We start from the raw sequence: 20,808 nt of genomic DNA, 5'->3' as shown, positions 1-20,808 counted from the left end.
AGCGGGCTTGCTCCCACATTTGGTTTTGTGATCGGCTCAGAGGCCCAGCAGCGACAACATGATGAACGTCGCAAACAGCACGAAGTGGGTCATGCCCTCGATGGCATTGGTCTCACCGTCATTGAGGTTGATCGCGCTGACGATCAGCGTGATGAAGATCATCACCGTCTGCACCGGCGTCATCGCCATCTGAAACGGCTGCCCCGTATAGAGCGCCATCGCCTCCATCACCGGTACCGTCAGAATCACCGTCGACAGAGAAGCGCCCATCGCAATGTTGACCACCGACTGCATGCGGTTGGCCAACGCCGCACGCAACGCGGTCAGAATCTCCGGCGCTGCCGAGATCGCTGCCACCAGAATCGCCGTGATCACCGGCGGAGCCCCCGTCCCTTCCAGGCCCAGATCGAGGGTCTTGGACATCACCTCGGCCAGTGCGCCAATCACCACTACACCGAACACCAGAATGCCGATCGACAGCGCCAGGCTGGCCGGTTTCGGCTCCTGCTCCACGGGCTCTTTCCTGCGGCGCTTGTCCGGGTAGCTATAGCTGAAAAAATAACTGTGCGGCCCGACCTGCATCCGCAGGAACAACGCGTAAAGCAGCACCATCGCGCCGATGGTGAACGCCGAATAAATTTTCCAGTTGGCCTCGGGAATGAACTCCGGCACCACCATCGACACACCCATGGCGGTGAGGATCATCACGCTGTAACTGCGGGCCGAATCGTCGTTGTAGGACTGCTCGCCATGTTTGATCCCGCCCATCAGCGCGGCGAGGCCGAGGATGCCATTGATGTCGAGCATCACCGCCGAGTAGATCGTGTCGCGCACCAGCGTGGCCGAGGCTTCGTTGCGCATCATGATCGCCAGGATCACCACTTCCACCAGCACGGCGGCGAGGGTCAGGATCATCGTGCCGTAAGGGTCGCCGACTTTTTCCGCGAGCAGTTCGGCCTGATGGGCGACGCGCATCGAGGCGGCAACGATGAAGGCGATCAACACCAGCCCTGCTGTCAGGGCGACGACCTGGCCGCTGTGCAGCAACCAGTGCTCCATCGGATACGCGACGAGGGCGGCGATCAGGGCCAGCAGCAGAAAGCTTTCTTGCTTGAAGATCGTGAGCATGGCGGGCCTTCGGGCGCTGAGGTCGAATGAGCTACTGACTGCGGGGCGGCGCTAATGGTTCGTTACACCTTAGCGCACCAGTGGATGGCGTCCTTGTACGGACATGCACTTTTATTGGCCTTTACGGCCTCTTCGCGAGCAAGCCCGCTCCCACAGGGATCGCGGCGTTTTTGTGGGAGCGGGCTTGCCCGCGATGGGCGCGCCTCGGTTTCAAGCCAGATTGTTGTCCGCTTGGTCAGCCTTTTGCATTGCTCTCCCCACACACAACAAAAGGGAGTTCGCGTTCATGCAAAAACGTCCACTGCAAACACTGCTGTGCATCGCCATGGGCCTTGGCCTCAGCCTGAGCGCCAGTGCCGCCGATCCACTGAAAGTCGGCTTCGTCTACATCGGCCCCATCGGCGACCACGGCTGGACGTATCAGCATGAACAGGGGCGCAAGGCACTGGCGGAAAAACTCGGCACACAGATCACCACCAACTACGTGGAAAACGTCGCCGAAGGCGCCGATGCCGAGCGGGTGATCCGCAACATGGCCAAGGACAACTACGACCTGATCTTCACCACCTCTTTCGGCTACATGAACCCGACGGTGAAAGTCGCCAAACAGTTTCCCAAGGTGACCTTCGAGCACGCCACCGGCTACAAGCAGGACAAGAACCTCGGCACCTATCTCGCACGCACCTACGAGGGCCGTTATGTCGGTGGTTTCCTCGCGGCGAAGATGACCAAGAGCAAAAAGATCGGCTACGTCGCCTCGTTCCCGATCCCGGAAGTGATCCGCGACATCAACGCCATTCAGCTGGCCCTGAACAAGTACAACCCCGGCACGGAAATCAAAGTGGTGTGGGTCAACTCGTGGTTCGATCCGGGCAAGGAAGCCGACGCCGCCAACGCGCTGATCGACCAGGGCGTGGACGTGGTGTTCCAGCACACCGACAGCCCGGCACCGATCCAGGCCGCCGAACGGCGAGGTGTTTACGCCGTGGGCTACGCTTCGGACATGGCGCACTTCGGTCCGAAAGCGGTGCTGACTTCGATCGTCAACGACTGGGCGCCGCACTACATTCAGGCGACCCAGAGCGTGATCGACCACAGCTGGAAATCCCAGGATTACTGGGGCGGGTTGAAAGAAGGCACAGTCGAACTGCCGATCAGCGATCTGGTGCCGGCACCGGTGAAGGCCGAAGCCGAGCAGATCATCGCCGACATCAAGAGCGGTGCCCTGCAACCATTCACCGGGCCGATCAAGGATCAGGCCGGGGTCGAGAAAATCCCGGCGGGGGTCAGCGCCACCAACGCGGAACTGGCGTCGATGAATTACTACGTCGAAGGCATGAAGGCCGAGATGCCGAAATAACGCCTGCCCGCCATAAAACCCTGTGGGAGCCAGCCTGCTGGCGATAGCGCACTTTCAGTCGATACCGTTCTGGCCTCATCGCCAGCAGGCTGGCTCCCACACTGGATCTCACATGACTCCAAGGATTGTGCATGAACAGCCTTCCGATCATCGACATCTCTGCGCTCTACTCCGACGACCAGAACGCCTGGCCCGCCGTCGCCGAACAGATCGACCACGCCTGCCGCGAATGGGGCTTCTTCTATATCAAGGGCCATCCGATTTCTGCGCAGCGCATCGAATCCCTGCTCGATCACGCCCGGCACTTCTTCGAATTGCCGGCAGCGGAAAAACTCAAGATCGACATTACCCGGACCGTCCATCACCGCGGCTACGGCGCCATCGCCACCGAGCAGCTCGACCCGGACAAACCCAGCGATCTCAAGGAAACCTTCGACATGGGCCTGCACCTGCCGGCCGACCATTCGGAGGTGCTGGCGGAAAAACCCTTGCGCGGCCCCAATCGTCACCCGGCCATTCCAGGCTGGGAAGCGCTGATGGAACAGCACTACCGCGACATGCAGGCCCTGGCGCAAACCCTGTTGCGGGCCATGACCCTGGCACTGGGCATCGAGCGCGATTTCTTCGACAAACGCTTCAATGAGCCGGTCAGCGTGCTGCGGATGATTCATTACCCGCCGCGCCACACCGCCAGTTCCGCCGAACAGCAAGGCGCCGGCGCGCACACCGATTACGGCTGCATCACGCTGTTGTATCAGGACACCGCCGGCGGTTTGCAGGTGAAAAACGTCAAAGGCCAGTGGATCGACGCACCGCCCATCGACGGTACCTTCGTGGTGAACCTCGGCGACATGATGGCGCGCTGGAGCAATGATCGTTATCGCTCGACCCCGCACCGGGTCATCAGCCCGCTGGGCGTGGATCGCTATTCGATGCCGTTTTTCGCCGAGCCGCACCCGGACACACGCATCGAGTGCCTGCCCGGTTGCCAGGACGCACAGCATCCGGCGAAATATCCGACCACCACCTGCGCCGAATTCCTGCTGTCGCGCTTTGCCGATACCTACGCCTATCGACGGGAACAGGAAGCGGTGTGATGGATCGGTTGGTCAGGTTTTGCCAATTGTTTCGGCGCGCATCTGTAGAATGCCGTCATTGCACCTGATGAGAAAAGAATATGTACGACTGGCTCAACGCCCTGCCCAAGGCTGAACTGCACCTGCATCTGGAAGGCTCGCTGGAGCCCGAGCTGCTGTTCGCCCTGGCCGAACGCAACAAGATCGCCCTGCCGTGGAGCGATGTCGAAACCCTGCGCAAGGCTTACGCTTTCAACAACCTGCAGGAATTCCTCGACCTGTATTACCAGGGCGCCGACGTGCTGCGCACCTCCCAGGACTTCTACGACCTGACCTGGGCCTATCTGCTGCGCTGCAAAGAGCAGAACGTGATTCACACCGAGCCGTTCTTCGACCCGCAGACTCACACTGACCGTGGTATCCCGTTCGAAGTGGTGCTCAACGGCATTGCCGCCGCGCTGAAGGATGGCGAACAGCAACTGGGCATCACCAGCGGTTTGATCCTGAGCTTCCTGCGCCACCTCAGCGAAGACGAAGCGCAGAAAACCCTCGACCAGGCGCTGCCGTTCCGTGATGCGTTCGTCGCCGTGGGTCTGGACAGTTCCGAGATGGGTCACCCGCCGAGCAAGTTCCAGCGCGTGTTCGATCGTGCCCGTCACGAAGGCTTCCTGACCGTCGCTCACGCCGGTGAAGAAGGCCCGCCGGAGTACATCTGGGAAGCCATCGACCTGCTGAAAATCCAGCGCATCGACCATGGCGTGCGCGCCATCGAAGACGAGCGCCTGATGCAGCGGATCATCGACGAGCAGATCCCGCTGACCGTGTGCCCGCTGTCGAACACCAAACTCTGCGTGTTCGATCACATGTCGCAGCACAACATCCTCGACATGCTCGAGCGCGGCGTGAAGGTCACGGTGAACTCCGATGACCCGGCGTACTTCGGCGGTTATGTCACCGAGAACTTCCATGCGCTGCACACTCACCTGGGCATGACTCAGGATCAGGCCAAGCGCCTGGCGCAGAACAGCCTGGATGCACGGTTGGTAAAACCGTAACAGCACAAAGCCGTTCGAACACTCCCGTGTTCGAACGGCTTTTCAGGTGTCAACGCACAACCGCTTCCGTCAACTCTTCCAGCGTCTTGCCCCGGGTTTCCATCCCGAACAGCCACACCACCCCCGCCGCCACCGCAAAGCACAACGCCCCCAACGCAAATACCCCGCCCTGCCCGGTGATCGGAAACACCAGACCGGTAACCAACGGCCCGAGCAGCGAGCCCACGCGCCCGATGGCCGAAGCGAACCCCGAGCCCGTCGCCCGCGCCGATGTCGGGTACAACTCCGGCGTGTAGGTGTAGAGCACCGCCCACATGCCGAACAGGAAAAACTGCATCAACAGACCCGTACCGATCAGCAGCGCCACGTTGCCGCCAAACACCGCGCTCTGGCCGTACAGAAACGCCATCACCCCGCCGCCGAGCAACGTGACGATGCACACCGGCTTGCGTCCCCAGCGCTCCACCAGCCAGGCCGCCATCAGGAAGCCGGGAATCCCGCCGAGGGAAATCAGCACCGTGTAATACACCGACTGGGTGACCGCGAACCCCGACTGTTGCAGCAACGCGCTGAGCCAGGAGGTCAGGCCGTAGAACCCGAGCAGCGCGAAGAACCACAGGCTCCAGATCATCATGGTGCGCTGTCGGTACAGCGGCGACCAGATCTGCCCAAGGGCCGACAGGAAGTTGCCCGGAGGCGTGATCATCCGAGGCAGGCGAACCGGCTCCGGCAACGCGACCCCGCCCAGCGACTTCCGTACCCGGTCCTCGATCGCGCACAACACCTTGTCCGCCGCTTCGTGCTTGCCCGCCTGTTCCAGCCAGCGCGGCGACTCGGGAATGAAAAAGCGGATCGCCAGCACAAACACCGCCGGCACCGCCAGCACCAGAAAGATGTCGCGCCAGCCAATCAGTGGCAGCAGGAAGTACGACAGCACCCCGGCAGCGACAAAGCCCAGCGGCCAGAAACCGTCCATCAAGGCGATGTATCGCCCGCGACGTTGTGCGGGGATCAGCTCCGACAGCATCGACTGGGCGATCGGAAACTCCATGCCCATGCCGACTCCCAGCAAGATGCGGAACAGCGTCAGACTCTCGACCGTTTGCGCCGTGGAACACAGGTAACTGGCCAGCCCCCACAACACAATGCTCCACTGAAACACCGGTTTGCGCCCGAAACGATCGGCCAGCAGCCCGGAGAGCGACGCCCCCAGCACCATGCCGAAAAAGCTCGAACTGGCGAGCAACCCGGCTTCGGCGCTGCTCAGGCCGAACTCGGTTTTGATCGAGCCAAGCAGGAAGGTCATCATCGCCAGATCCATGGAGTCGAAGAAAAACGCCAGGGCGATGATGATGAAAATGATCCGGTGATAACCGCTCACCGGCAGCCGTTCCAGTCGATCGGCCGCGCTGTAGCTTGCCGTGTCCATGCCACCTCCTCTATCCGAAATGTCCGCAGATCGAGTGTGCGCGATAGACGTCAGGCGTTTGTGCCAGATGCGACCTGATCACAGTCGTGGGCGACGCCAGTCATCAGGACAATGACAACGAGGGCTCTACAACGCCATTTCCAGCTCGGTTTCCCGGGCAAACCGGTGAATCTCCCGCTGCCCCGCCGCCGTCAACTGCAAGGCGCGGGAATCGTTGGGCAGCATCAACCAGCCGGATTGCATGAACAGCTGCAGCAACGCCGCGCCCAGCGAGCCGCCCATGTGCGGCCGACGCTCGCTCCAGTCCGGGCAAGCGCAGGCCACCTGGACATTGCGATGAGCCAGGGCCTGGATGAAGACCCCGCGACTGGCCAGTTGCGTCGCCCCCTTGTGGGTGACGACCACACGGTGTTCAAGCTGTTCGATCCATCCGGCATCGAGCAGGCGTTGATACAGGTCGGCCGCCAGCGTACCGCCCAGATGATCATCACAAAAACGCGCACGCAGCAGGGAAGACGGGGCGGCCTGTGGTCTGGCAATCGGTGTCGAGCGCTTGAACACGTCGGGAATTTTCTGCGGAGCGCTGGCGATCGAGGCACTGGCCAGTGCCTCGATCGCCGCGCCGACTTCGGGAGCGGCGAGGCGGAAGAAACGTTTGCGCCCACGGACCTCGACCTTCAACAGACCGCCAGCGGACAAGCGCCCCAGATGTGCGCTGGCCGACGAGGGCGAAAGCCCCGCCAGCAGCGCCAGTTCCTCGGTCTGCCGGGCCGAGCCATCCATCAGCGCCCACATCATTGCGCTGCGTTTGGGATCGGCCAGCAACGTGGCGATCTGGCTGATGCAAGGTGCATGTTCCATGTATTCACTCCCTGTTGAATCGTATCGTCTACTGCCCGCAGACATCTTGACCCGTAATCAGTCGTCGGCCAAACCGCGCAAAATGCCCTGAGCAAAAGGCAAGGCAACAACCCCGGCCACCGGCATTCGCTGCATTTGGCGCAGCCACCACCGCCACCGGTCAGTGACGATCTGATCGTGCCTGTGCCAGCGCGCCGGTGCAGGCTTCAGGCGGACGCTAGTATAAGCGGGTTGATAGCGGCGTCCTGCGCTGGAGCGGGTGCGGCTGGTGATTGTTCCTGACAGAAATTTCGCTATTTACCTGCGACTAATGATCAACCTGCGGAAAAACGGGAAATCGGCTACTCAATTCGGCGCAACGACTGGCGAGCATCTCCCTCAACAGGTTCACCGGCTTACTCAATTGAGCGCGATGGGCGCACAGCAGATTCAGCGGAGCCCGTTCGCAGAGCAAACCTGGCAACAGCACTTTCAAGCGTCCGGCGAGCACATCGTCGGCCACATCCAGCCACGACTTGTAGGCGATGCCCGCCCCCGCAACCGCCCACAGACGCACCACGTCGGCGTCATCGCTGAAGCGGTCACCACTGACGGTCAGGCCGACTTCGCGCTTGCCATCGTGAAAGCTCCAATGGTCATGCACCCGGCTGCCCAGCATGTACAGCAGGCAATTGTGCTGCGCGAGCTGTTCCAGTTGTGTCGGTTCACCGTGTTTCGCCAGGTAGCCAGGGGAGGCGCACAGAACTCGCCGGTTGTTTGCCGCAATGGGCAGCGCCACCAGACTGGAATCTTCCGGTTCGCCATAACGAAGGGCGATGTCCACGGGCTGACGAAACAGGTCAGCAATGCGGTCGCCCAGCAACAGACGCACCGTCAGCCTCGGATGTTCACGCTGAAACTCGTCGAGCCACGGCAGCAGCAGGTTGCGGCCGAAATCCGAGGGCGCCGACAGTTGCAGGATCCCGCTCACCTGATCCTGCCCGCTGGCCAACAAGCGGCGTCCTTCATCCAGATTGCTCAACGCCGCCCGGGCATATTCGAGAAAGCCCTCGCCCTCGGAGGTCAACCGCAGACTGCGGGTCGAGCGCGCCAGCAATCGTGCACCGAGCTGTTGCTCGATGCGCTTGAGCGCCGCGCTGGCCACGGCGGCGGACATGTCCATCACCCGTGCCGCCGCCGACAGACTGCCCAGGTCCGCCGCCCGGACAAATAACTGCAAGTCATCGAACCGCAACATCATCAGCCTCGATTATCAAAAAAATATTGAAAGAGACTGCTCTTTTAGCCGGTTTTATCTCGTACAGAAATAGCCAATCATGCCTCCCATCGAATTCATCCCCTTTCGGAGCCGACCATGTCCCAACCCTTCACCGCCATCGCCACCCTGATCGCCAGACCGGGTCAGCAGGACGCTCTAGAGCAGCACCTGCGCGCACTGATCGAACCGACCCGCGCGGAAGCCGGTTGCGGCCAATATGACCTGCACCAGGATCTGGCCAACCCGCTGGCTTTTTACATGATCGAACAGTGGGCCAGCGACGAAGCCCTCCAGGCCCATGACGCCAGCGCGCATATCCAGCATTTCCGGGCGCAGGCCGCCGGGTTCCTCGAGCATTTCGAACTCAAGCGTCTGCGCGCCATCGCCTGAATCCTTCCTGACATTCACTTTCGGAGTTCTCCATGAAAGCCATCGCCTATTACGCGTCCCTGCCGATCAGCGACGAAAAAGCCCTGCAAGACATCGAACTGCCGGAGCCGGTTGCCGGCCCGCGCGATCTGTTGGTGGAAGTCAAAGCCATTTCGGTCAACCCGGTCGACACCAAGGTTCGCCAGAACGTCGCACCTGAAGGTGGCTCGGCCAAGGTGTTGGGCTGGGACGTGGCCGGCGTGGTGAAGTCGGTCGGAAGTGAAGTGACGCTGTTCAAGGCCGGCGACAAGGTTTTTTACGCCGGCTCCATCGCCCGGGCCGGTGGCAACAGTGAACTGCACGTGGTGGATGAGCGGATCGTCGGCCACATGCCGAAAACCCTCGGCTTCGCCGAAGCCGCCGCCCTGCCGCTGACCGCTATCACCGCGTGGGAGCTGTTGTTCGAGCGCCTGCAGATCCGTGAAGGCAATACCGACGAAGGTCAGAGTCTGCTGATCGTCGGCGCGGCCGGCGGCGTGGGTTCGATCCTCACTCAACTGGCCAGCCAACTGACCGGGCTCAACGTGATCGGCACCGCTTCTCGCCCACAAACCCGCGACTGGGTGACCGCGCTCGGCGCCGACCGGGTGATCGATCACAGCCAGCCGTTGAGCGAAGAACTGAAGCGCACCGGCATCGACAACGTGACTCACGTCGCCAGCCTGACCCAGACCGACCAGCATCTGGACCAACTGGTCGAGGTCCTGGCGCCGCAAGGCAAACTGGCTTTGATCGACGATCCGAAAGCGCTGGACGTGACCAAGCTCAAGCGCAAGAGCCTGTCGCTGCACTGGGAGTTCATGTACACCCGCTCGCTGTTCGAAACCGCGGACATGATCGAGCAGCACAAACTGCTCAACCGCGTGGCCGCGCTGATCGACAGCGGAACGCTGAAAACCACCGTCGGCGAGCATTTCGGCACGATTAACGCGAGCAACCTGCGCCGCGCCCATGAACTGCTCGAAAGTGGCAAAGCCAAGGGAAAAATTGTTTTAGAAGGTTTCTAAAACTCGAAAAACCGCAGCCTTCGTCAGCGCCGGATGTGGCTGGCTCGGGGCTGCGGTGTTTTTTTGCCGTCAGTCAGATGCTTGAGCCTTGTCACAATTGCGATCGTATTCAGGTCTACAATCGAAACCTCTGCGAGGCAATCTTTTACGTACGGGAGGTCAGCAATGAAGATCCTGATAAAAGAAGTGGCAAAGTCCCAATGGCAAGTTCGCCTTGACCAGCACGCCGTGACCTTCCGCAGTGAGGCCGAAGCTCGCGCCTTCACTCGCACCCTCGAAGCGCGTCTGCACGCGCCCCATCAGATTCCCGATCCCGGCCAGCAACGCGCTGTCGGCTGAGGCTTTCGTTACTGGATTTCAGCCTGCGCCTTTGCCAGCGCCCGGGCATTCTGCATGCGTCGGGTGAGCGTCGCCGCGCAGACGACCAACAGACCGCACAGGCTGATGACCATGGCCATCGGCACGGCGGTGCCATCGTGCAGAATTCCCACCAGCGCCGAAGCCCCGGCGGCGACGCTGAATTGCATACTGCCGAGCAAGGCGGAAGCACTGCCGGCGCGACCGCCCTGCCCGTTCATCGCACACGCCGCCGCATTGGGGCTGATGCAGCCAAGGCTGGCCACGCAGACGAACAACGGAATCAGCAGTGGCCACAGGGCTTCGGTATGCAAGGCGCTGACCGCGAGCAGCGTCAGCCCGGCGCCCAGGTAAACCCAGACCGCCCGCGACAGCAGGAAGGCCGGACCACGTTTGGCCAACAGTCGCGCATTGACCTGGGCCACCAGAATGAACCCGGCCGCGTTGGTGCCGAACAGCCAGCCGAAATGCTCGGCCGGTACGCCATACAACTTGATGAAAATGAAAGGCGAGCCAGCAATGTAGGCAAACATCCCGGCGATGGCGATACCGCCAGTCAGGGCATGGCCCATGTAGACCGGGTCGGTCAGCAATCGACCGTACTGACGCAGGGCACCGGACAACGGCTGACGCGGAACATGCGCCGGCAGACTTTCCGGCAGGCCGAGCGCCACCGCCAGTCCGGCGAGGGCACTGAACGCCGTCAGCACCAGGAAGATCGACTGCCAGCCCGTGGTGTTGACCAGCAGACCGCCGAGCATCGGCGCCAGAATCGGTGCCAGCCCCATCACCAGCATCAGCTGCGAGAAGACTTTCGCCGAACCCACCGCGTCGCACTTGTCGCTGACCACCGCCCGGGCAATCACCATCCCCGCACAACCACCCAGCGCCTGCACGAGCCGCGCTCCGATCAGCCACTCCAGATTCGGTGCATAGGCGCAGGCCACTGACGCCAGCGTGAACAGCGTCAGGCCAATGAGCAGCGGAATCCGCCGGCCGAAGCGATCCGCCACCGGGCCGTAAGCCAGTTGGCCGATGGACAGGCCGAAGAAGTAAGCCGACAGCGTCAGCTGAACGTCTTTCTCGTCGGTACCGAACGCCAGCGCCATGGTGGGAAAAGCGGGTAGATAGAAGTCGATCGCCAACGGACCGAAAGCGGTCAGGGCACCGAGAATCAGAAGGGTACGGAAGTTCATCAGGCGTCCAGGTCGGGCAGACAATCGGGTTGAGTGTGCAGCCCGACAGTCTAGCCGCGCGAGGACGCCTTGAACATTCCGGTAGCTCGCTAACTATTAAAAAGATCAGGCGAGTTTGATCGCATATCCTTCTTCGCTGATCGCTTCGATGACCTGCTCGGCACTCAGCGCACTTTCGACACCGACTTCCTTCGCAGCCAGATCGACCCGCACGCTGGCGGTCGGATCTTTGCTCTGCACCGCCTGGGTGACGGCTTTGACACAGTGACCGCAGGACATGCCTTCAACAGTGAACACTTGCATGGAATGACTCCTTTGAGTGAGGTTGCCGGCAGTGTCGAGCTTGCCACGATGGCAAGGTCAAGTTCTGCAAACAACTGCCGGGCTGGCAATCGGCGCCGCGCTCGGCCAAGCTGCGTGCATCAATGACATGAATTCAGGAGATTCAGCCATGCGCTGGTCAGCTTTCAGCCTGTTTGGCGTACTCAGCCTTTTTGCCTGCCTGCCCCAGGCCAACGCAACCGGCGAGGATTACGCCGTTCTGATCATCTCCCGCGAGCGTCTGGAAGTGCCGACCTCCTGCGAGATCGGCGTGTACATCCAGGATCAGTTCGCCGGGCGACTCCTTCAGGAGCAGTCCACCTCGTTCAACCTGCCCCACGGCACGTTCTCCCTTCGTCTGAAGCTGGAACCGGGCCAGGTGCCGGGTTGCCAGCCGGGCATGCTGGCACCGCCGGCGCAGGAAATCTCGCTCAAGGCCGGGGATGTGGTGAAGTACCGGATCGCGGCAAACGCCAAAGGGTTGTACCTGCGGCCGGCCGCTCTCGAATACTGAGCGTTTCGAAAATGGGGGGAGCAGGTTTGCTCCCCCCATTTTTTTTGGCGCTTGACCTTGCCAGCATGGCAAGGTTGATCCTGTAGGCATCCACTACAGGGAGTACGACCGATGTCCGATTCCATCACGTTCGATCTGCCCATCAGCGGCATGACCTGCGCCAGTTGCGCCGGCCGCGTCGAGCGCGCCTTGAGCAAAGTCAGCGGCGCCAGCGCCGTCAGCGTCAACCTCGCCACCGAACAGGCCCGCGTACTGGCACCCGGCGACAGCCTGCCGGCACTGATGGAGGCGGTCGAACGCGCCGGTTACAGCGTGCCGCAGCACACCGTGGAATTGAACATCGACGGCATGACCTGCGCCTCGTGCGTCGGTCGTGTCGAACGCGCGCTGAACAAAGTCCCGGGAGTAAAAAGTGTCAGCGTCAACCTCGCCAATGAACGCGCTCATCTTGAGCTGCTTGGCGCGGTCGACCCGCAAACCCTGATCGCCGCCGTGAGCAAGGCCGGCTATTCGGCCAGCCTCTTCGAACTTGAACACCAGACCGACAATCATCAGCAACGCCTCAACCACGAGCGTTGGGCGTTGATCTGCGCCATCGCCCTCGCCTTGCCGCTGGTGCTGCCGATGCTGCTGCAACCATTCGGCATTCACTGGATGCTGCCGGCCTGGGTGCAATTTGCCCTCGCCACTCCGGTGCAATTCATTTTCGGCGCACGGTTTTATGTGGCCGCGTGGAAAGCCGTCCGCGCCGGGGCCGGCAACATGGACTTGCTGGTAGCGCTGGGCACCAGCGCCGGTTACGGCCTGAGTCTCTATGAATGGGCGACCGCCGCCGGGCGCATGCCGCATCTGTATTTCGAGGCCTCGGCGGTGGTCATCGCGCTGGTGCTGCTCGGCAAATATCTGGAAAGCCGCGCCAAACGCCAGACCGCCAGCGCCATCCGCGCCCTGGAGGCGTTGCGGCCGGAGCGGGCGATTCAAGTCATCGATGGCCGCGAACAGGACGTTGCCATCAGTGCTCTGCGCCTCGGCGATCTTGTACTGGTCAAACCCGGTGAGCGCTTCCCGGTGGATGGCGAAGTGCTGGAAGGTCAGAGCCACGCCGACGAAGCACTGATCAGCGGCGAAAGCCTGCCGGTGCCCAAGCAGCCGGGCGACAAGGTCACCGGCGGCGCGATCAACGGCGAAGGCCGCTTGCTGGTAAGCACTACGGCGCTCGGCGCGGAAAGCGTGCTGGCGCGGATCATCCGTCTGGTGGAAGACGCACAGGCGGCGAAGGCACCGATCCAGAAACTGGTGGATAAAGTCAGTCAGGTGTTCGTGCCGACCGTGTTGCTGCTGGCCCTGGCCACGCTGATCGGCTGGTGGCTGTACGGCGCGCCACTGGAAACCGCGTTGATCAACGCCGTCGCGGTACTGGTGATCGCCTGCCCCTGTGCCCTCGGCCTGGCAACACCCACTGCGATCATGGCCGGCACCGGCGTGGCCGCGCGGCACGGGATTCTGATCAAGGACGCCGAAGCACTGGAACGTGCCCATGAAGTCAGCGCCGTGGTGTTCGACAAGACCGGCACCCTGACCTCCGGCACGCCGCGCATCGCGCATTTCAGTGCGATCGATGGTGACGAAAACGCCCTGCTGACAGCCGCCGGCGCGCTGCAACGCGGCAGCGAACATCCGCTGGCCAAAGCGGTGCTGGACGCCTGTGCCGAACGCCATCTGAGCGTGCCGGATGTCAGCGACAGTCAGTCCCTGACCGGCCGAGGCATCGCCGGCCATCTCGACGGTCGACGTCTGGCGCTGGGCAATCGTCGGCTGCTGGACGAAACCGGTCTGGACGCCGGCACACTGGCGGCGTCCGCCAAGGCCTGGGAAAACGAAGGCCGCACGCTGTCGTGGTTGATCGAGCAAAGTCCGGCGCCCCGCGTACTCGGTCTGTTCGCCTTCGGCGACACCCTCAAGCCCGGCGCGCTGCACGCGGTGCAACAACTGGCGGCGCGAAATATCCACAGCCACCTGCTGACCGGCGACAACCGAGGCAGCGCTCGCGTCGTCGCCGAAGCGCTGGGCATCGAAAACGTCCACGCCGAAGTGCTGCCGGCAGACAAAGCCGCCACCGTCGCCGAACTGAAAAAAACCGGGGTCGTGGCCATGGTCGGCGACGGCATCAACGACGCTCCGGCACTGGCCGCTGCCGACATCGGCATCGCCATGGGCGGCGGCACCGACGTGGCCATGCACGCCGCCGGCATCACCCTGATGCGCGGTGATCCACGGCTGGTGCCGGCCGCGCTGGAGATCAGCCGCAAGACCTACGCGAAGATCCGCCAGAACCTGTTCTGGGCCTTCGTCTACAACCTGATCGGCATTCCGCTGGCGGCGTTCGGCTTCCTCAATCCGGTGCTGGCCGGTGCGGCGATGGCCCTGTCGAGCGTCAGCGTGGTGAGCAATGCGCTACTGTTGAAAACCTGGAAACCCGAGGATCTGGAGGACAACCGATGAACATCGGCCAAGCGGCCCGCCACAGCGGCCTGAGCGCGAAGATGATCCGTTACTACGAGTCGATCGGCCTGCTCAAGGCCGCCCATCGCACCGACAGCGGCTATCGCGTCTACGGCGACGATGACCTGCACACACTGGCGTTCATCAAGCGCTCGCGGGACCTGGGTTTTTCGCTGGAGGAAGTCGGCAAGCTGCTGACCCTCTGGCAGGACCGCCAGCGCGCCAGCGCCGATGTGAAGGCTTTGGCCCGCCAGCACATCGACGAGCTGAATCAGAAGATCCGCGAACTCGGCGAACTGCGCGACACCCTGCAGGATCTGGTCGAACACTGCCACGGCGACCACCGCCCGGACTGCCCGATCCTCAAGGAACTGGCGTCGGGCTGCTGCGCGCAACCCGCCCGCGCCTGAGCAGCAGGAGTTTCATCGACAGCACTGTGGCGAGGGGAATGCCGTGGAACAACAGCACCACGGCACCCGGCGCCCACCACGCATAGAACGGTGCGGCGATCAGCATGCCGACGCCGAACCCGGTCATCTGCAACAGCGTCAGGAAACTGAAAATCGGCAGGCGCAGGGGCTCCGGCTCCCGTTGCAAGCGCGACATCAGGCCGACTTCCGAGAACCCGTCACCCAATCCGGCCGGCAGCGAAAACAGCAACAGACCGACGACGCTGTGCTGCTGGAACATCAGGATGAACCCGCAAGACATCAGCAGCACGCCGCCGAAATAGCGGCGCTCGAGATGGATGTTTTCCGAGCCGTTGAGGCGGCTGGCGATGCGCGCGCCGAGCAGTTTGCCGGCGGCCCACACCGCGAGCATCAGGCCCAGCGTGGTGCTGGCTGAATCCGGCGTGAGCAGTCTGGAAATGATCGGGAAGCCGACGTTGTGCGCAGCGCTGCCAAGAGTGTCGGCCATGGTCACCGCCAACATCGCCGCCACCACCGGAGCGCTGCGCAGGCCTTGCAACAACGCCGACCATTCACCTTGTTTAACACTGGATTCAACCACTGGCTCAGGTGCACTGAACCGCAGCGGCACGATCAACGCCGCCGCCAACAAATAGGTCAGCGCATTCAGCGCGAACACCGTTTCAAAACCAAATCCCGCGACCAGCAACCCGGACACCAGACTGCCGCCGACCATCGCCATGGACGAGGCGGACGTGATCCAGGCATTGGTCTTGAGCAACTGCGCCGACTCGATCAAGCGCGACAACTGACTGTTGAGGCCGATGGCGAACATCGAATTACCGAAGCCCAGACCGAACGCAATCAGCGGCAGCAACAACGCCTGCTGACTGACCGGAACGATCAGCAACAGCCCGAGCACAGCGGCGCGCAGCAGATCGAAGGCAATCAACGGCAAGCGGCCGCTGCATCGGCGATAGAGCGCGGTGCCGATCAGGCTGGCGAAAATCCCGCCGCCCACGCGACTGGCGAGAAAAATCCCCACGCTCATCGCGCTGTTGCTCAGCAGATAGACATAAGTGGCCAGCGCCACCATGTTGAGGAACGCGCCGAAATCGGAAATCAGCCGGGCCGTGATGATCAGCCGGGCATTGCGGGACGTGGTGCTCACAATCAATCCTTGAATGTGTAAAACCCGGCCGAAGCCGGGTTTTCTTTTTCAGATGCTCACTGCATCCACGGTGGCGGAGGCGGTTCGTCGGACTTGCCCTTGGGCTCGTCGTCCGCCGCGCGGATGGCTTGCTTGCGCTCCTCATCCAGACGCGCCGCTTCGATCTCGCGCAGTACCCCGCCGACATCGGCCAGGTCCTCGGGATCGTCGAACTCGCCGGTCAGCACGCTGGCCGGGTGCAATGTCCCCGCTTCGTACAACGCCCACATTTCCTTGGCGTATTTGGTTTTCTTCAACTCCGGGGCGAAGCGGCCGAAGTACGACGCCATGTTGCCCACGTCACGCTCCAGCATGCTGAACGCGTGATTGTTGCCGGCGGCGTCCACCGCCTGCGGCAGGTCGATGATGACCGGGCCGGTCGGTGTCAGCAGCACGTTGAACTCCGAGAGGTCACCGTGCACCAGACCGGTACACAACATCAGCACGATCTGCGAAATCAGGAACGCGTGGTATTCGCGGGCCTGATCCGGTTCCAGCACCACGTCGTTCAGACGCGGCGCGGCATCGCCGTATTCGTCGGCCACCAACTCCATCAGCAGCACGCCTTCAAGGAAGTCGTACGGCTTGGGCACTCGCACCCCGGCATTGGCCAGGCGGAACAGCGCCGCGACTTCGGCGTTCTGCCAGGCATCTTCGGCTTCCTTGCGCCCGAACTTGGACCCCTTGGCCATCGCCCGGGCCTGTCGGCTGTTGCGAACCTTGCGGCCTTCCTGATACTCGGCCGCCTGGCGGAAACTGCGTTTGTTCGCCTCCTTGTAGACCTTTGCGCAACGTAACTGATTGCCGCAGCGCACCACATAAACAGCTGCTTCTTTGCCACTCATGAGTGGACGCAGCACTTCGTCGACCAGACCGTCCTCGATCAGGGGTTCAATGCGTTTTGGAGTCTTCATCAGCTTTTATTGTGGGTCCTTTATTACCAAACACGCGAATGTCACTCGTTATACGGCAATCCTCGCATCACGGGGAGGGGTTGCCGACCTGTGAACCTGTGGATGCACACACTGTGCCGGATCAAATACGTCAATCCATCACCCTTGTATCGACCGCTGCGAATCATAGCCGAGCCCACCGAACTTGTTGTCGCAAGGACTTGAGGGCATTTGCGACAGAATCTGACATCCCGCCGCACACAGCTCGTAAGAATTTTCTCTTCCGGCCTCAATTTCCCTCTCGTGCGGCCGAATTCCTCTGTGACAGAGGAATTTGTCCGACAATCGTTCCCAAAAAAATGTTGATGTCGCACCCAAGGAAACGGGTGAGAAATAGGTTTTTCGGCTGCCAATAACCGCGAGTCATCTGCACTGCGTGGGCCTACAAGAAAATCTGGAGCGCGGATGAACATCAAACAGAAGTTGACCTGGGCGTTTGCAATCATCGCCTGCTTGCCCGTGGTGCTGGTCGCCACGCTGGTGGTACTGAACCTGCGCAGCGATGCCCGGGACGATTTTGTCGACAGCAGCGGGCGCGAGATCCGTCAGGTCAGCAATGCCATGCAGCTTTTTTTCGACGGCATCAGCCAGAACGTCGATTACCTGGCGGCGCAACCATTGGTCAAAAACGCCGACGGCAGCGTGCGCAGCCGCATGAGCGCCAACGCTTCCGACACCTCGGATGGCGAGATCGACAAACAACTGTTTGCACTGTTCGAGGGGCTGGCCAAAGCCCACCCTGCCTACTCCTACGTTTCTTATGGATTGAACAGCGGCGGCTATGCCTTCTGGCCGGGCGATCCGAAGATGGCCAACTACGACCCGCGCACCCGCCCGTGGTACAAGACCGCCATGGCCAACCCGGGCAAGACCCTGCGCACCGAAGCCTATTACTGGGCCGGCGACGACGCGGTTCTGGTCAGCACCGTGCGCGCGGTCGCCAACCAGTTGGGCGCCCAGGGTGGCGTGGTCAACATTGACGTGTCGCTCAAGCAACTGACCGAGATCGTTAAACAGATCAAGCTCGGTGAAAGCGGTTACCTGATGCTGATGGAAAACACCGGCACGGTGCTGGTCGATCCGAAGCAACCGGAGCACAACTTCAAGCGACTCGACAGCCTCGGCGACGGCTACGCGCAACTGGCCAAGGCCGGCAAAGGCCTGGTTGACATCGAGCTCAACGGCGAGCGCTACATGGCCAATGTCTGGCCATCGGAGCAACTGGGCTGGACCTTCATCGGCCTGATCAAACAGAACGAAGTGATGAGCTCGGCGACCCGCCTGACCTGGCTGATCGCAATCATAGCCGCGGTGCTGGCGGTGTTCTTCGCCGTGGTCGGCGCCAGTTTCGCCAGCCTGATCGTGCGCCCGATCCGCAGCGTGGCCAATGGTCTGGAAGGCATCGCCCAGGGCGAAGGCGATCTGACCAAGAACCTCGACATCCGTGGCAGCGACGAAACCGCGCAACTGGCCAACTGGTTCAACCAGTTCCTCACCGCGATTCGCAGCCTGATCCAGCACATCGGCGGCGCGGCCGGGAAAATCCTTGCCACTTCGCAGAGCTCGACCCGAGTCTCCGGCGACATGGCTGAAGCCGCCGGCCGTCAGCGCGAAGCGGTGGACATGGTGTCGACTGCGTTTCACGAAATGGTCGCCACCGCTAACGAAGTCGCCCGCTCGTGCAGCCAGGCGGCGGAGTCGGCCGACAGTGGTCAGCGCCAGGCCCGCGAAGGTCAGCAACAGATCGATGCGGCGGTGCACAGCGTCGATCAACTGAGCCAGGAGCTGGAACAGTCGGCACAGTCGATGCAGCAACTGGAGCGTGACAGCAATGACATCCAGTCGATCCTCGGCACCATTCGTTCCATTGCCGAACAGACCAACCTGCTGGCGCTCAACGCCGCCATCGAGGCGGCGCGGGCCGGTGAGCAGGGGCGTGGTTTTGCGGTGGTGGCCGACGAGGTTCGCGCACTGGCCAAACGCACGGCGGATTCGACGGCGGAAATCGACGGCCTGCTGGGCAACCTCGCCAAACGCACCAGCGCGGTGACCCAGCAGATGCGGGCCAGCCTCGACGTGTCACAGCAATCGGTGGCACGCATTGGCGAGGCGCGGGAAAGCTTTGGGCAGATTCGGGAATCGGTGGATGTGATTCGTGACATGAACACGCAGATCGCGACGGCGGCGGAAGAGCAGCATCAGGTGGCCGAGGACATCAATCGGCACATCAGCCAGATTCATGGTGATGCGCAACTGGTGGCCGAGCTGGCCAATTCGGCGCGGCTGGATTCGCAGAGTCTGGCGGGTTTGTCGAATGAGCTGGATGGGTTGGTGCGCAGGTTCCGGACTTGAGATTGGCGGGCATCCTGAAAAGCGCCCTCACCCCAGCCCTCTCCCTGTATGTACCGGAGACATGGTGAACACATGTTCGGAGACATGGTGGACGGTTTTTAGATCCTCTTACCTGCCGTAACAATCTGCAAGTTCAAGTCGATTCGGGCGATACGATGTCTACTCCAGTAGACATCGTGGATGCCATCCTCCGCTGTTTCCCTGATCGCTATCGACAGCCCGTGAAATGCTTTTCCGATTGAGTATTCACGGTTCCTCCAGTAAATCTCGCCCTTCACCTGGACCTTTCTGACCACATCTCCGTCGGCGTATTCCGGCGCCATTTGCTGCTCCTGATACTCCCGAGGGCTGCTGCTGTAGCGAGTCGCCGGCACCTGCATATCCAGCGCTTGATGAGGACGTTTCTGGTTGTAGACATCACGCCAGATATCAAATGCCTGTTGTGCGCTGTTGAGGTCCGTGAAGTGCCGACCTTGCAGCACTTCACTCTTCAGGCTGCGGTGGAAACGCTCCAGTTTTCCCTGGGTCTGCGGATGATAAGGCCGGGAGTGACCTACCTTGATGCCCTGCCCCATCAGCCAGACTTCCAGCGCGGTATAAACCCCAGTCTGGTCACCCCAGGGCGAACCGTTGTCCATCGTTATGCGCAAAGGCAAGCCGTAACGCCGAAAGACCCGGATTAGATGCTCCTGGACGGTGTCGCGCTGCTCATTGGCGCACGCGGCGATACACATCGAAAACCGCGAGTGATCGTCCAGTATCGTCAATGGATGGCAACGCCCCTGACTCAGGCTGAAATGGCCCTTGAAGTCCATCTGCCAGAGATCGTTGGGCGCTTCATGCTCGAACCGGATAAACGGTTTGATCTCAGCAGCCTTTGGATCAACGCGCGAATGACGCTGTAAAACTGCATGCACAGTACTGACGGAAGGCATCGCTAAACCTTTGTCTTCCAGCACGCGTTTGAGCTTGCGAGCGCCCCAAGCCGCGTACTCCTGACTCACGATCAGAATCTGCTTCTCCACCTCGTCAGCACAACGTTTGGGGGACGTCTTCGGTCGTCGTGACTGATTGTTCAGCCCCTCGGCCCCTGATTTTTCAAACCTGCTGAGCCATTTGTAGGCAGTGCTTGGGCTGATGTTGAATCGACGGCAAAGCTGCCGAACATTGGCCCCTTCTTGCCGAGCCAAAAGCACGAATTCTGTACGTAGCTGCACGGTAGACACCTCTTCCCAAGACACAGGCCATCTCCTTCGCGATGAGCAATGTGTCTATTTAAAAGTGTCCACCATGTCTCCGAACACCTGTCCACCATGTCTCCGGTACATACACTCCCGGGGGGAGAGGGAGCCGAATCGGGGATGCTTTAGAAATCCGCCGACATGAAAGA

General features: G+C 61.6%; 19 protein-coding genes and 1 pseudogene. 11 read left to right on the top strand and 9 right to left on the bottom strand.

All coding sequences use genetic code 11. The features are described 5' to 3' along the window. Positions 1–36: 36 nt before the first annotated feature. Entirely contained in the window at positions 37–1,128 is a 1,092-nt protein-coding gene (locus NE357_RS03410; protein ID WP_169428726.1) for a calcium:proton antiporter, read from the bottom strand. 286 nt (positions 1,129–1,414) lie between these two features. Here NE357_RS03410 and NE357_RS03405 point away from each other — a divergent pair, with 286 nt between their 5' ends. From NE357_RS03405 to NE357_RS03395, 3 genes are all read left to right on the top strand, one after another. Then, the gene (locus NE357_RS03405; protein WP_169428725.1) at positions 1,415–2,488 is read left to right on the top strand and encodes a BMP family ABC transporter substrate-binding protein; all 1,074 of its coding nucleotides are present in this window, start codon (positions 1,415–1,417) and stop codon (positions 2,486–2,488) included. A 131-nt stretch (positions 2,489–2,619) separates the two neighbouring features. Beyond that, positions 2,620–3,585 (top strand): isopenicillin N synthase family dioxygenase, encoded by a 966-nt coding sequence (locus NE357_RS03400; RefSeq protein ID WP_169428724.1) that lies wholly within the window; start codon positions 2,620–2,622, stop codon positions 3,583–3,585. Positions 3,586–3,665: 80 nt separating this feature from the next. After that, positions 3,666–4,619, top strand: coding sequence for an adenosine deaminase (locus NE357_RS03395; RefSeq protein WP_007958502.1), 954 nt, complete (start codon positions 3,666–3,668; stop codon positions 4,617–4,619). 49 nt (positions 4,620–4,668) lie between these two features. Here the strand turns inward: NE357_RS03395 and NE357_RS03390 are convergent, their stop codons facing one another. The 3 genes from NE357_RS03390 to NE357_RS03380 form a co-directional block, all read right to left on the bottom strand. Beyond that, positions 4,669–6,048 carry an MFS transporter gene (locus tag NE357_RS03390; protein WP_169428723.1) on the bottom strand — a complete coding sequence of 460 codons (1,380 nt, stop codon included), beginning with the start codon at positions 6,046–6,048 and terminating at the stop codon, positions 4,669–4,671. A gap of 126 nt (positions 6,049–6,174) precedes the next feature. After that, on the bottom strand, positions 6,175–6,909 hold the full coding sequence (locus tag NE357_RS03385) for an ArsR/SmtB family transcription factor (protein WP_169428722.1): 735 nt from the start codon (positions 6,907–6,909) through the stop codon (positions 6,175–6,177). Positions 6,910–7,216: 307 nt separating this feature from the next. Continuing rightward, positions 7,217–8,146: a LysR family transcriptional regulator gene (locus tag NE357_RS03380; RefSeq protein WP_169428721.1), complete on the bottom strand. Its 930-nt coding sequence runs from the start codon at positions 8,144–8,146 to the stop codon at positions 7,217–7,219. Positions 8,147–8,263: 117 nt separating this feature from the next. Here NE357_RS03380 and NE357_RS03375 point away from each other — a divergent pair, with 117 nt between their 5' ends. From NE357_RS03375 to NE357_RS03365, 3 genes are all read left to right on the top strand, one after another. After that, positions 8,264–8,557, top strand: coding sequence for a putative quinol monooxygenase (locus NE357_RS03375; RefSeq protein ID WP_169428720.1), 294 nt, complete (start codon positions 8,264–8,266; stop codon positions 8,555–8,557). 32 nt (positions 8,558–8,589) lie between these two features. Next, positions 8,590–9,603, top strand: coding sequence for a zinc-binding alcohol dehydrogenase family protein (locus NE357_RS03370; RefSeq protein WP_169428719.1), 1,014 nt, complete (start codon positions 8,590–8,592; stop codon positions 9,601–9,603). Between the two features lie 165 nt (positions 9,604–9,768). After that, positions 9,769–9,942 (top strand): hypothetical protein, encoded by a 174-nt coding sequence (locus NE357_RS03365; protein WP_169428718.1) that lies wholly within the window; start codon positions 9,769–9,771, stop codon positions 9,940–9,942. 8 nt (positions 9,943–9,950) lie between these two features. On the opposite strand, the gene NE357_RS03360 is transcribed toward NE357_RS03365, so the two are convergent. Continuing rightward, the gene (locus NE357_RS03360; protein WP_169428717.1) at positions 9,951–11,156 is read right to left on the bottom strand and encodes a multidrug effflux MFS transporter; all 1,206 of its coding nucleotides are present in this window, start codon (positions 11,154–11,156) and stop codon (positions 9,951–9,953) included. 105 nt (positions 11,157–11,261) lie between these two features. Further along, positions 11,262–11,459, bottom strand: a complete 198-nt coding sequence (locus NE357_RS03355; RefSeq protein ID WP_085700947.1) for a heavy-metal-associated domain-containing protein — start codon at positions 11,457–11,459, stop codon at positions 11,262–11,264. Between the two features lie 148 nt (positions 11,460–11,607). Between NE357_RS03355 and NE357_RS03350 the strand changes: the two genes are divergently transcribed. The 3 genes from NE357_RS03350 to cueR all read left to right on the top strand — a co-directional run bounded on the left by NE357_RS03350 (position 11,608) and on the right by cueR (position 14,903). Beyond that, a complete protein-coding gene (locus NE357_RS03350; RefSeq protein ID WP_169428716.1) occupies positions 11,608–11,991 on the top strand; it encodes a hypothetical protein in 384 nt (127 codons plus the stop codon). A 111-nt stretch (positions 11,992–12,102) separates the two neighbouring features. Beyond that, positions 12,103–14,493, top strand: coding sequence for a heavy metal translocating P-type ATPase (locus NE357_RS03345; RefSeq protein ID WP_169428715.1), 2,391 nt, complete (start codon positions 12,103–12,105; stop codon positions 14,491–14,493). After that, entirely contained in the window at positions 14,490–14,903 is a 414-nt protein-coding gene (gene cueR / locus NE357_RS03340; RefSeq protein WP_007958485.1) for a Cu(I)-responsive transcriptional regulator, read from the top strand. Before NE357_RS03345 ends, cueR begins: the two co-directional genes overlap by 4 nt. On the opposite strand, the gene NE357_RS03335 is transcribed toward cueR, so the two are convergent. Next, positions 14,857–16,074, bottom strand: coding sequence for an MFS transporter (locus NE357_RS03335; RefSeq protein WP_169428714.1), 1,218 nt, complete (start codon positions 16,072–16,074; stop codon positions 14,857–14,859). The genes cueR and NE357_RS03335 overlap by 47 nt on opposite strands. Before the next feature lie 56 nt (positions 16,075–16,130). Then, on the bottom strand, positions 16,131–17,027 hold the full coding sequence (locus NE357_RS03330) for a PA4780 family RIO1-like protein kinase (RefSeq protein WP_011332300.1): 897 nt from the start codon (positions 17,025–17,027) through the stop codon (positions 16,131–16,133). Between the two features lie 444 nt (positions 17,028–17,471). On the opposite strand from NE357_RS03330, the pseudogene NE357_RS03325 reads away from it, so the two are divergent. Both NE357_RS03325 and NE357_RS03320 read left to right on the top strand, forming a co-directional pair. Continuing rightward, positions 17,472–18,512 (top strand): annotated as a pseudogene (locus NE357_RS03325) (cache domain-containing protein); the annotation flags it as partial. Positions 18,513–18,650: 138 nt separating this feature from the next. Next, positions 18,651–19,418 (top strand): methyl-accepting chemotaxis protein, encoded by a 768-nt coding sequence (locus tag NE357_RS03320; RefSeq protein ID WP_371850984.1) that lies wholly within the window; start codon positions 18,651–18,653, stop codon positions 19,416–19,418. A gap of 98 nt (positions 19,419–19,516) precedes the next feature. On the opposite strand, the gene NE357_RS03315 is transcribed toward NE357_RS03320, so the two are convergent. Continuing rightward, on the bottom strand, positions 19,517–20,659 hold the full coding sequence (locus tag NE357_RS03315; protein WP_169428712.1) for an IS481 family transposase: 1,143 nt from the start codon (positions 20,657–20,659) through the stop codon (positions 19,517–19,519). Positions 20,660–20,808: the final 149 nt, after the last annotated feature.

Source organism: Pseudomonas sp. G7(2022) (assembly GCF_052660475.1).
The sequence above is the reverse complement of the archived record's forward strand: the minus strand, read 5'-3'. Positions and strand labels throughout refer to the sequence as shown.

Coding starts and splice junctions, on each gene's coding strand:
- NE357_RS03410 (WP_169428726.1), bottom strand. CDS start 1,128: ATGCTCACGATCTTCAAGCAAGAAAGCTTTCTGCTGCTGGCCCTGATC.
- NE357_RS03405 (WP_169428725.1), top strand. CDS start 1,415: ATGCAAAAACGTCCACTGCAAACACTGCTGTGCATCGCCATGGGCCTT.
- NE357_RS03400 (WP_169428724.1), top strand. CDS start 2,620: ATGAACAGCCTTCCGATCATCGACATCTCTGCGCTCTACTCCGACGAC.
- NE357_RS03395 (WP_007958502.1), top strand. CDS start 3,666: ATGTACGACTGGCTCAACGCCCTGCCCAAGGCTGAACTGCACCTGCAT.
- NE357_RS03390 (WP_169428723.1), bottom strand. CDS start 6,048: ATGGACACGGCAAGCTACAGCGCGGCCGATCGACTGGAACGGCTGCCG.
- NE357_RS03385 (WP_169428722.1), bottom strand. CDS start 6,909: ATGGAACATGCACCTTGCATCAGCCAGATCGCCACGTTGCTGGCCGAT.
- NE357_RS03380 (WP_169428721.1), bottom strand. CDS start 8,146: ATGTTGCGGTTCGATGACTTGCAGTTATTTGTCCGGGCGGCGGACCTG.
- NE357_RS03375 (WP_169428720.1), top strand. CDS start 8,264: ATGTCCCAACCCTTCACCGCCATCGCCACCCTGATCGCCAGACCGGGT.
- NE357_RS03370 (WP_169428719.1), top strand. CDS start 8,590: ATGAAAGCCATCGCCTATTACGCGTCCCTGCCGATCAGCGACGAAAAA.
- NE357_RS03365 (WP_169428718.1), top strand. CDS start 9,769: ATGAAGATCCTGATAAAAGAAGTGGCAAAGTCCCAATGGCAAGTTCGC.
- NE357_RS03360 (WP_169428717.1), bottom strand. CDS start 11,156: ATGAACTTCCGTACCCTTCTGATTCTCGGTGCCCTGACCGCTTTCGGT.
- NE357_RS03355 (WP_085700947.1), bottom strand. CDS start 11,459: ATGCAAGTGTTCACTGTTGAAGGCATGTCCTGCGGTCACTGTGTCAAA.
- NE357_RS03350 (WP_169428716.1), top strand. CDS start 11,608: ATGCGCTGGTCAGCTTTCAGCCTGTTTGGCGTACTCAGCCTTTTTGCC.
- NE357_RS03345 (WP_169428715.1), top strand. CDS start 12,103: ATGTCCGATTCCATCACGTTCGATCTGCCCATCAGCGGCATGACCTGC.
- cueR (WP_007958485.1), top strand. CDS start 14,490: ATGAACATCGGCCAAGCGGCCCGCCACAGCGGCCTGAGCGCGAAGATG.
- NE357_RS03330 (WP_011332300.1), bottom strand. CDS start 17,027: ATGAAGACTCCAAAACGCATTGAACCCCTGATCGAGGACGGTCTGGTC.
- NE357_RS03320 (WP_371850984.1), top strand. CDS start 18,651: ATGGCTGAAGCCGCCGGCCGTCAGCGCGAAGCGGTGGACATGGTGTCG.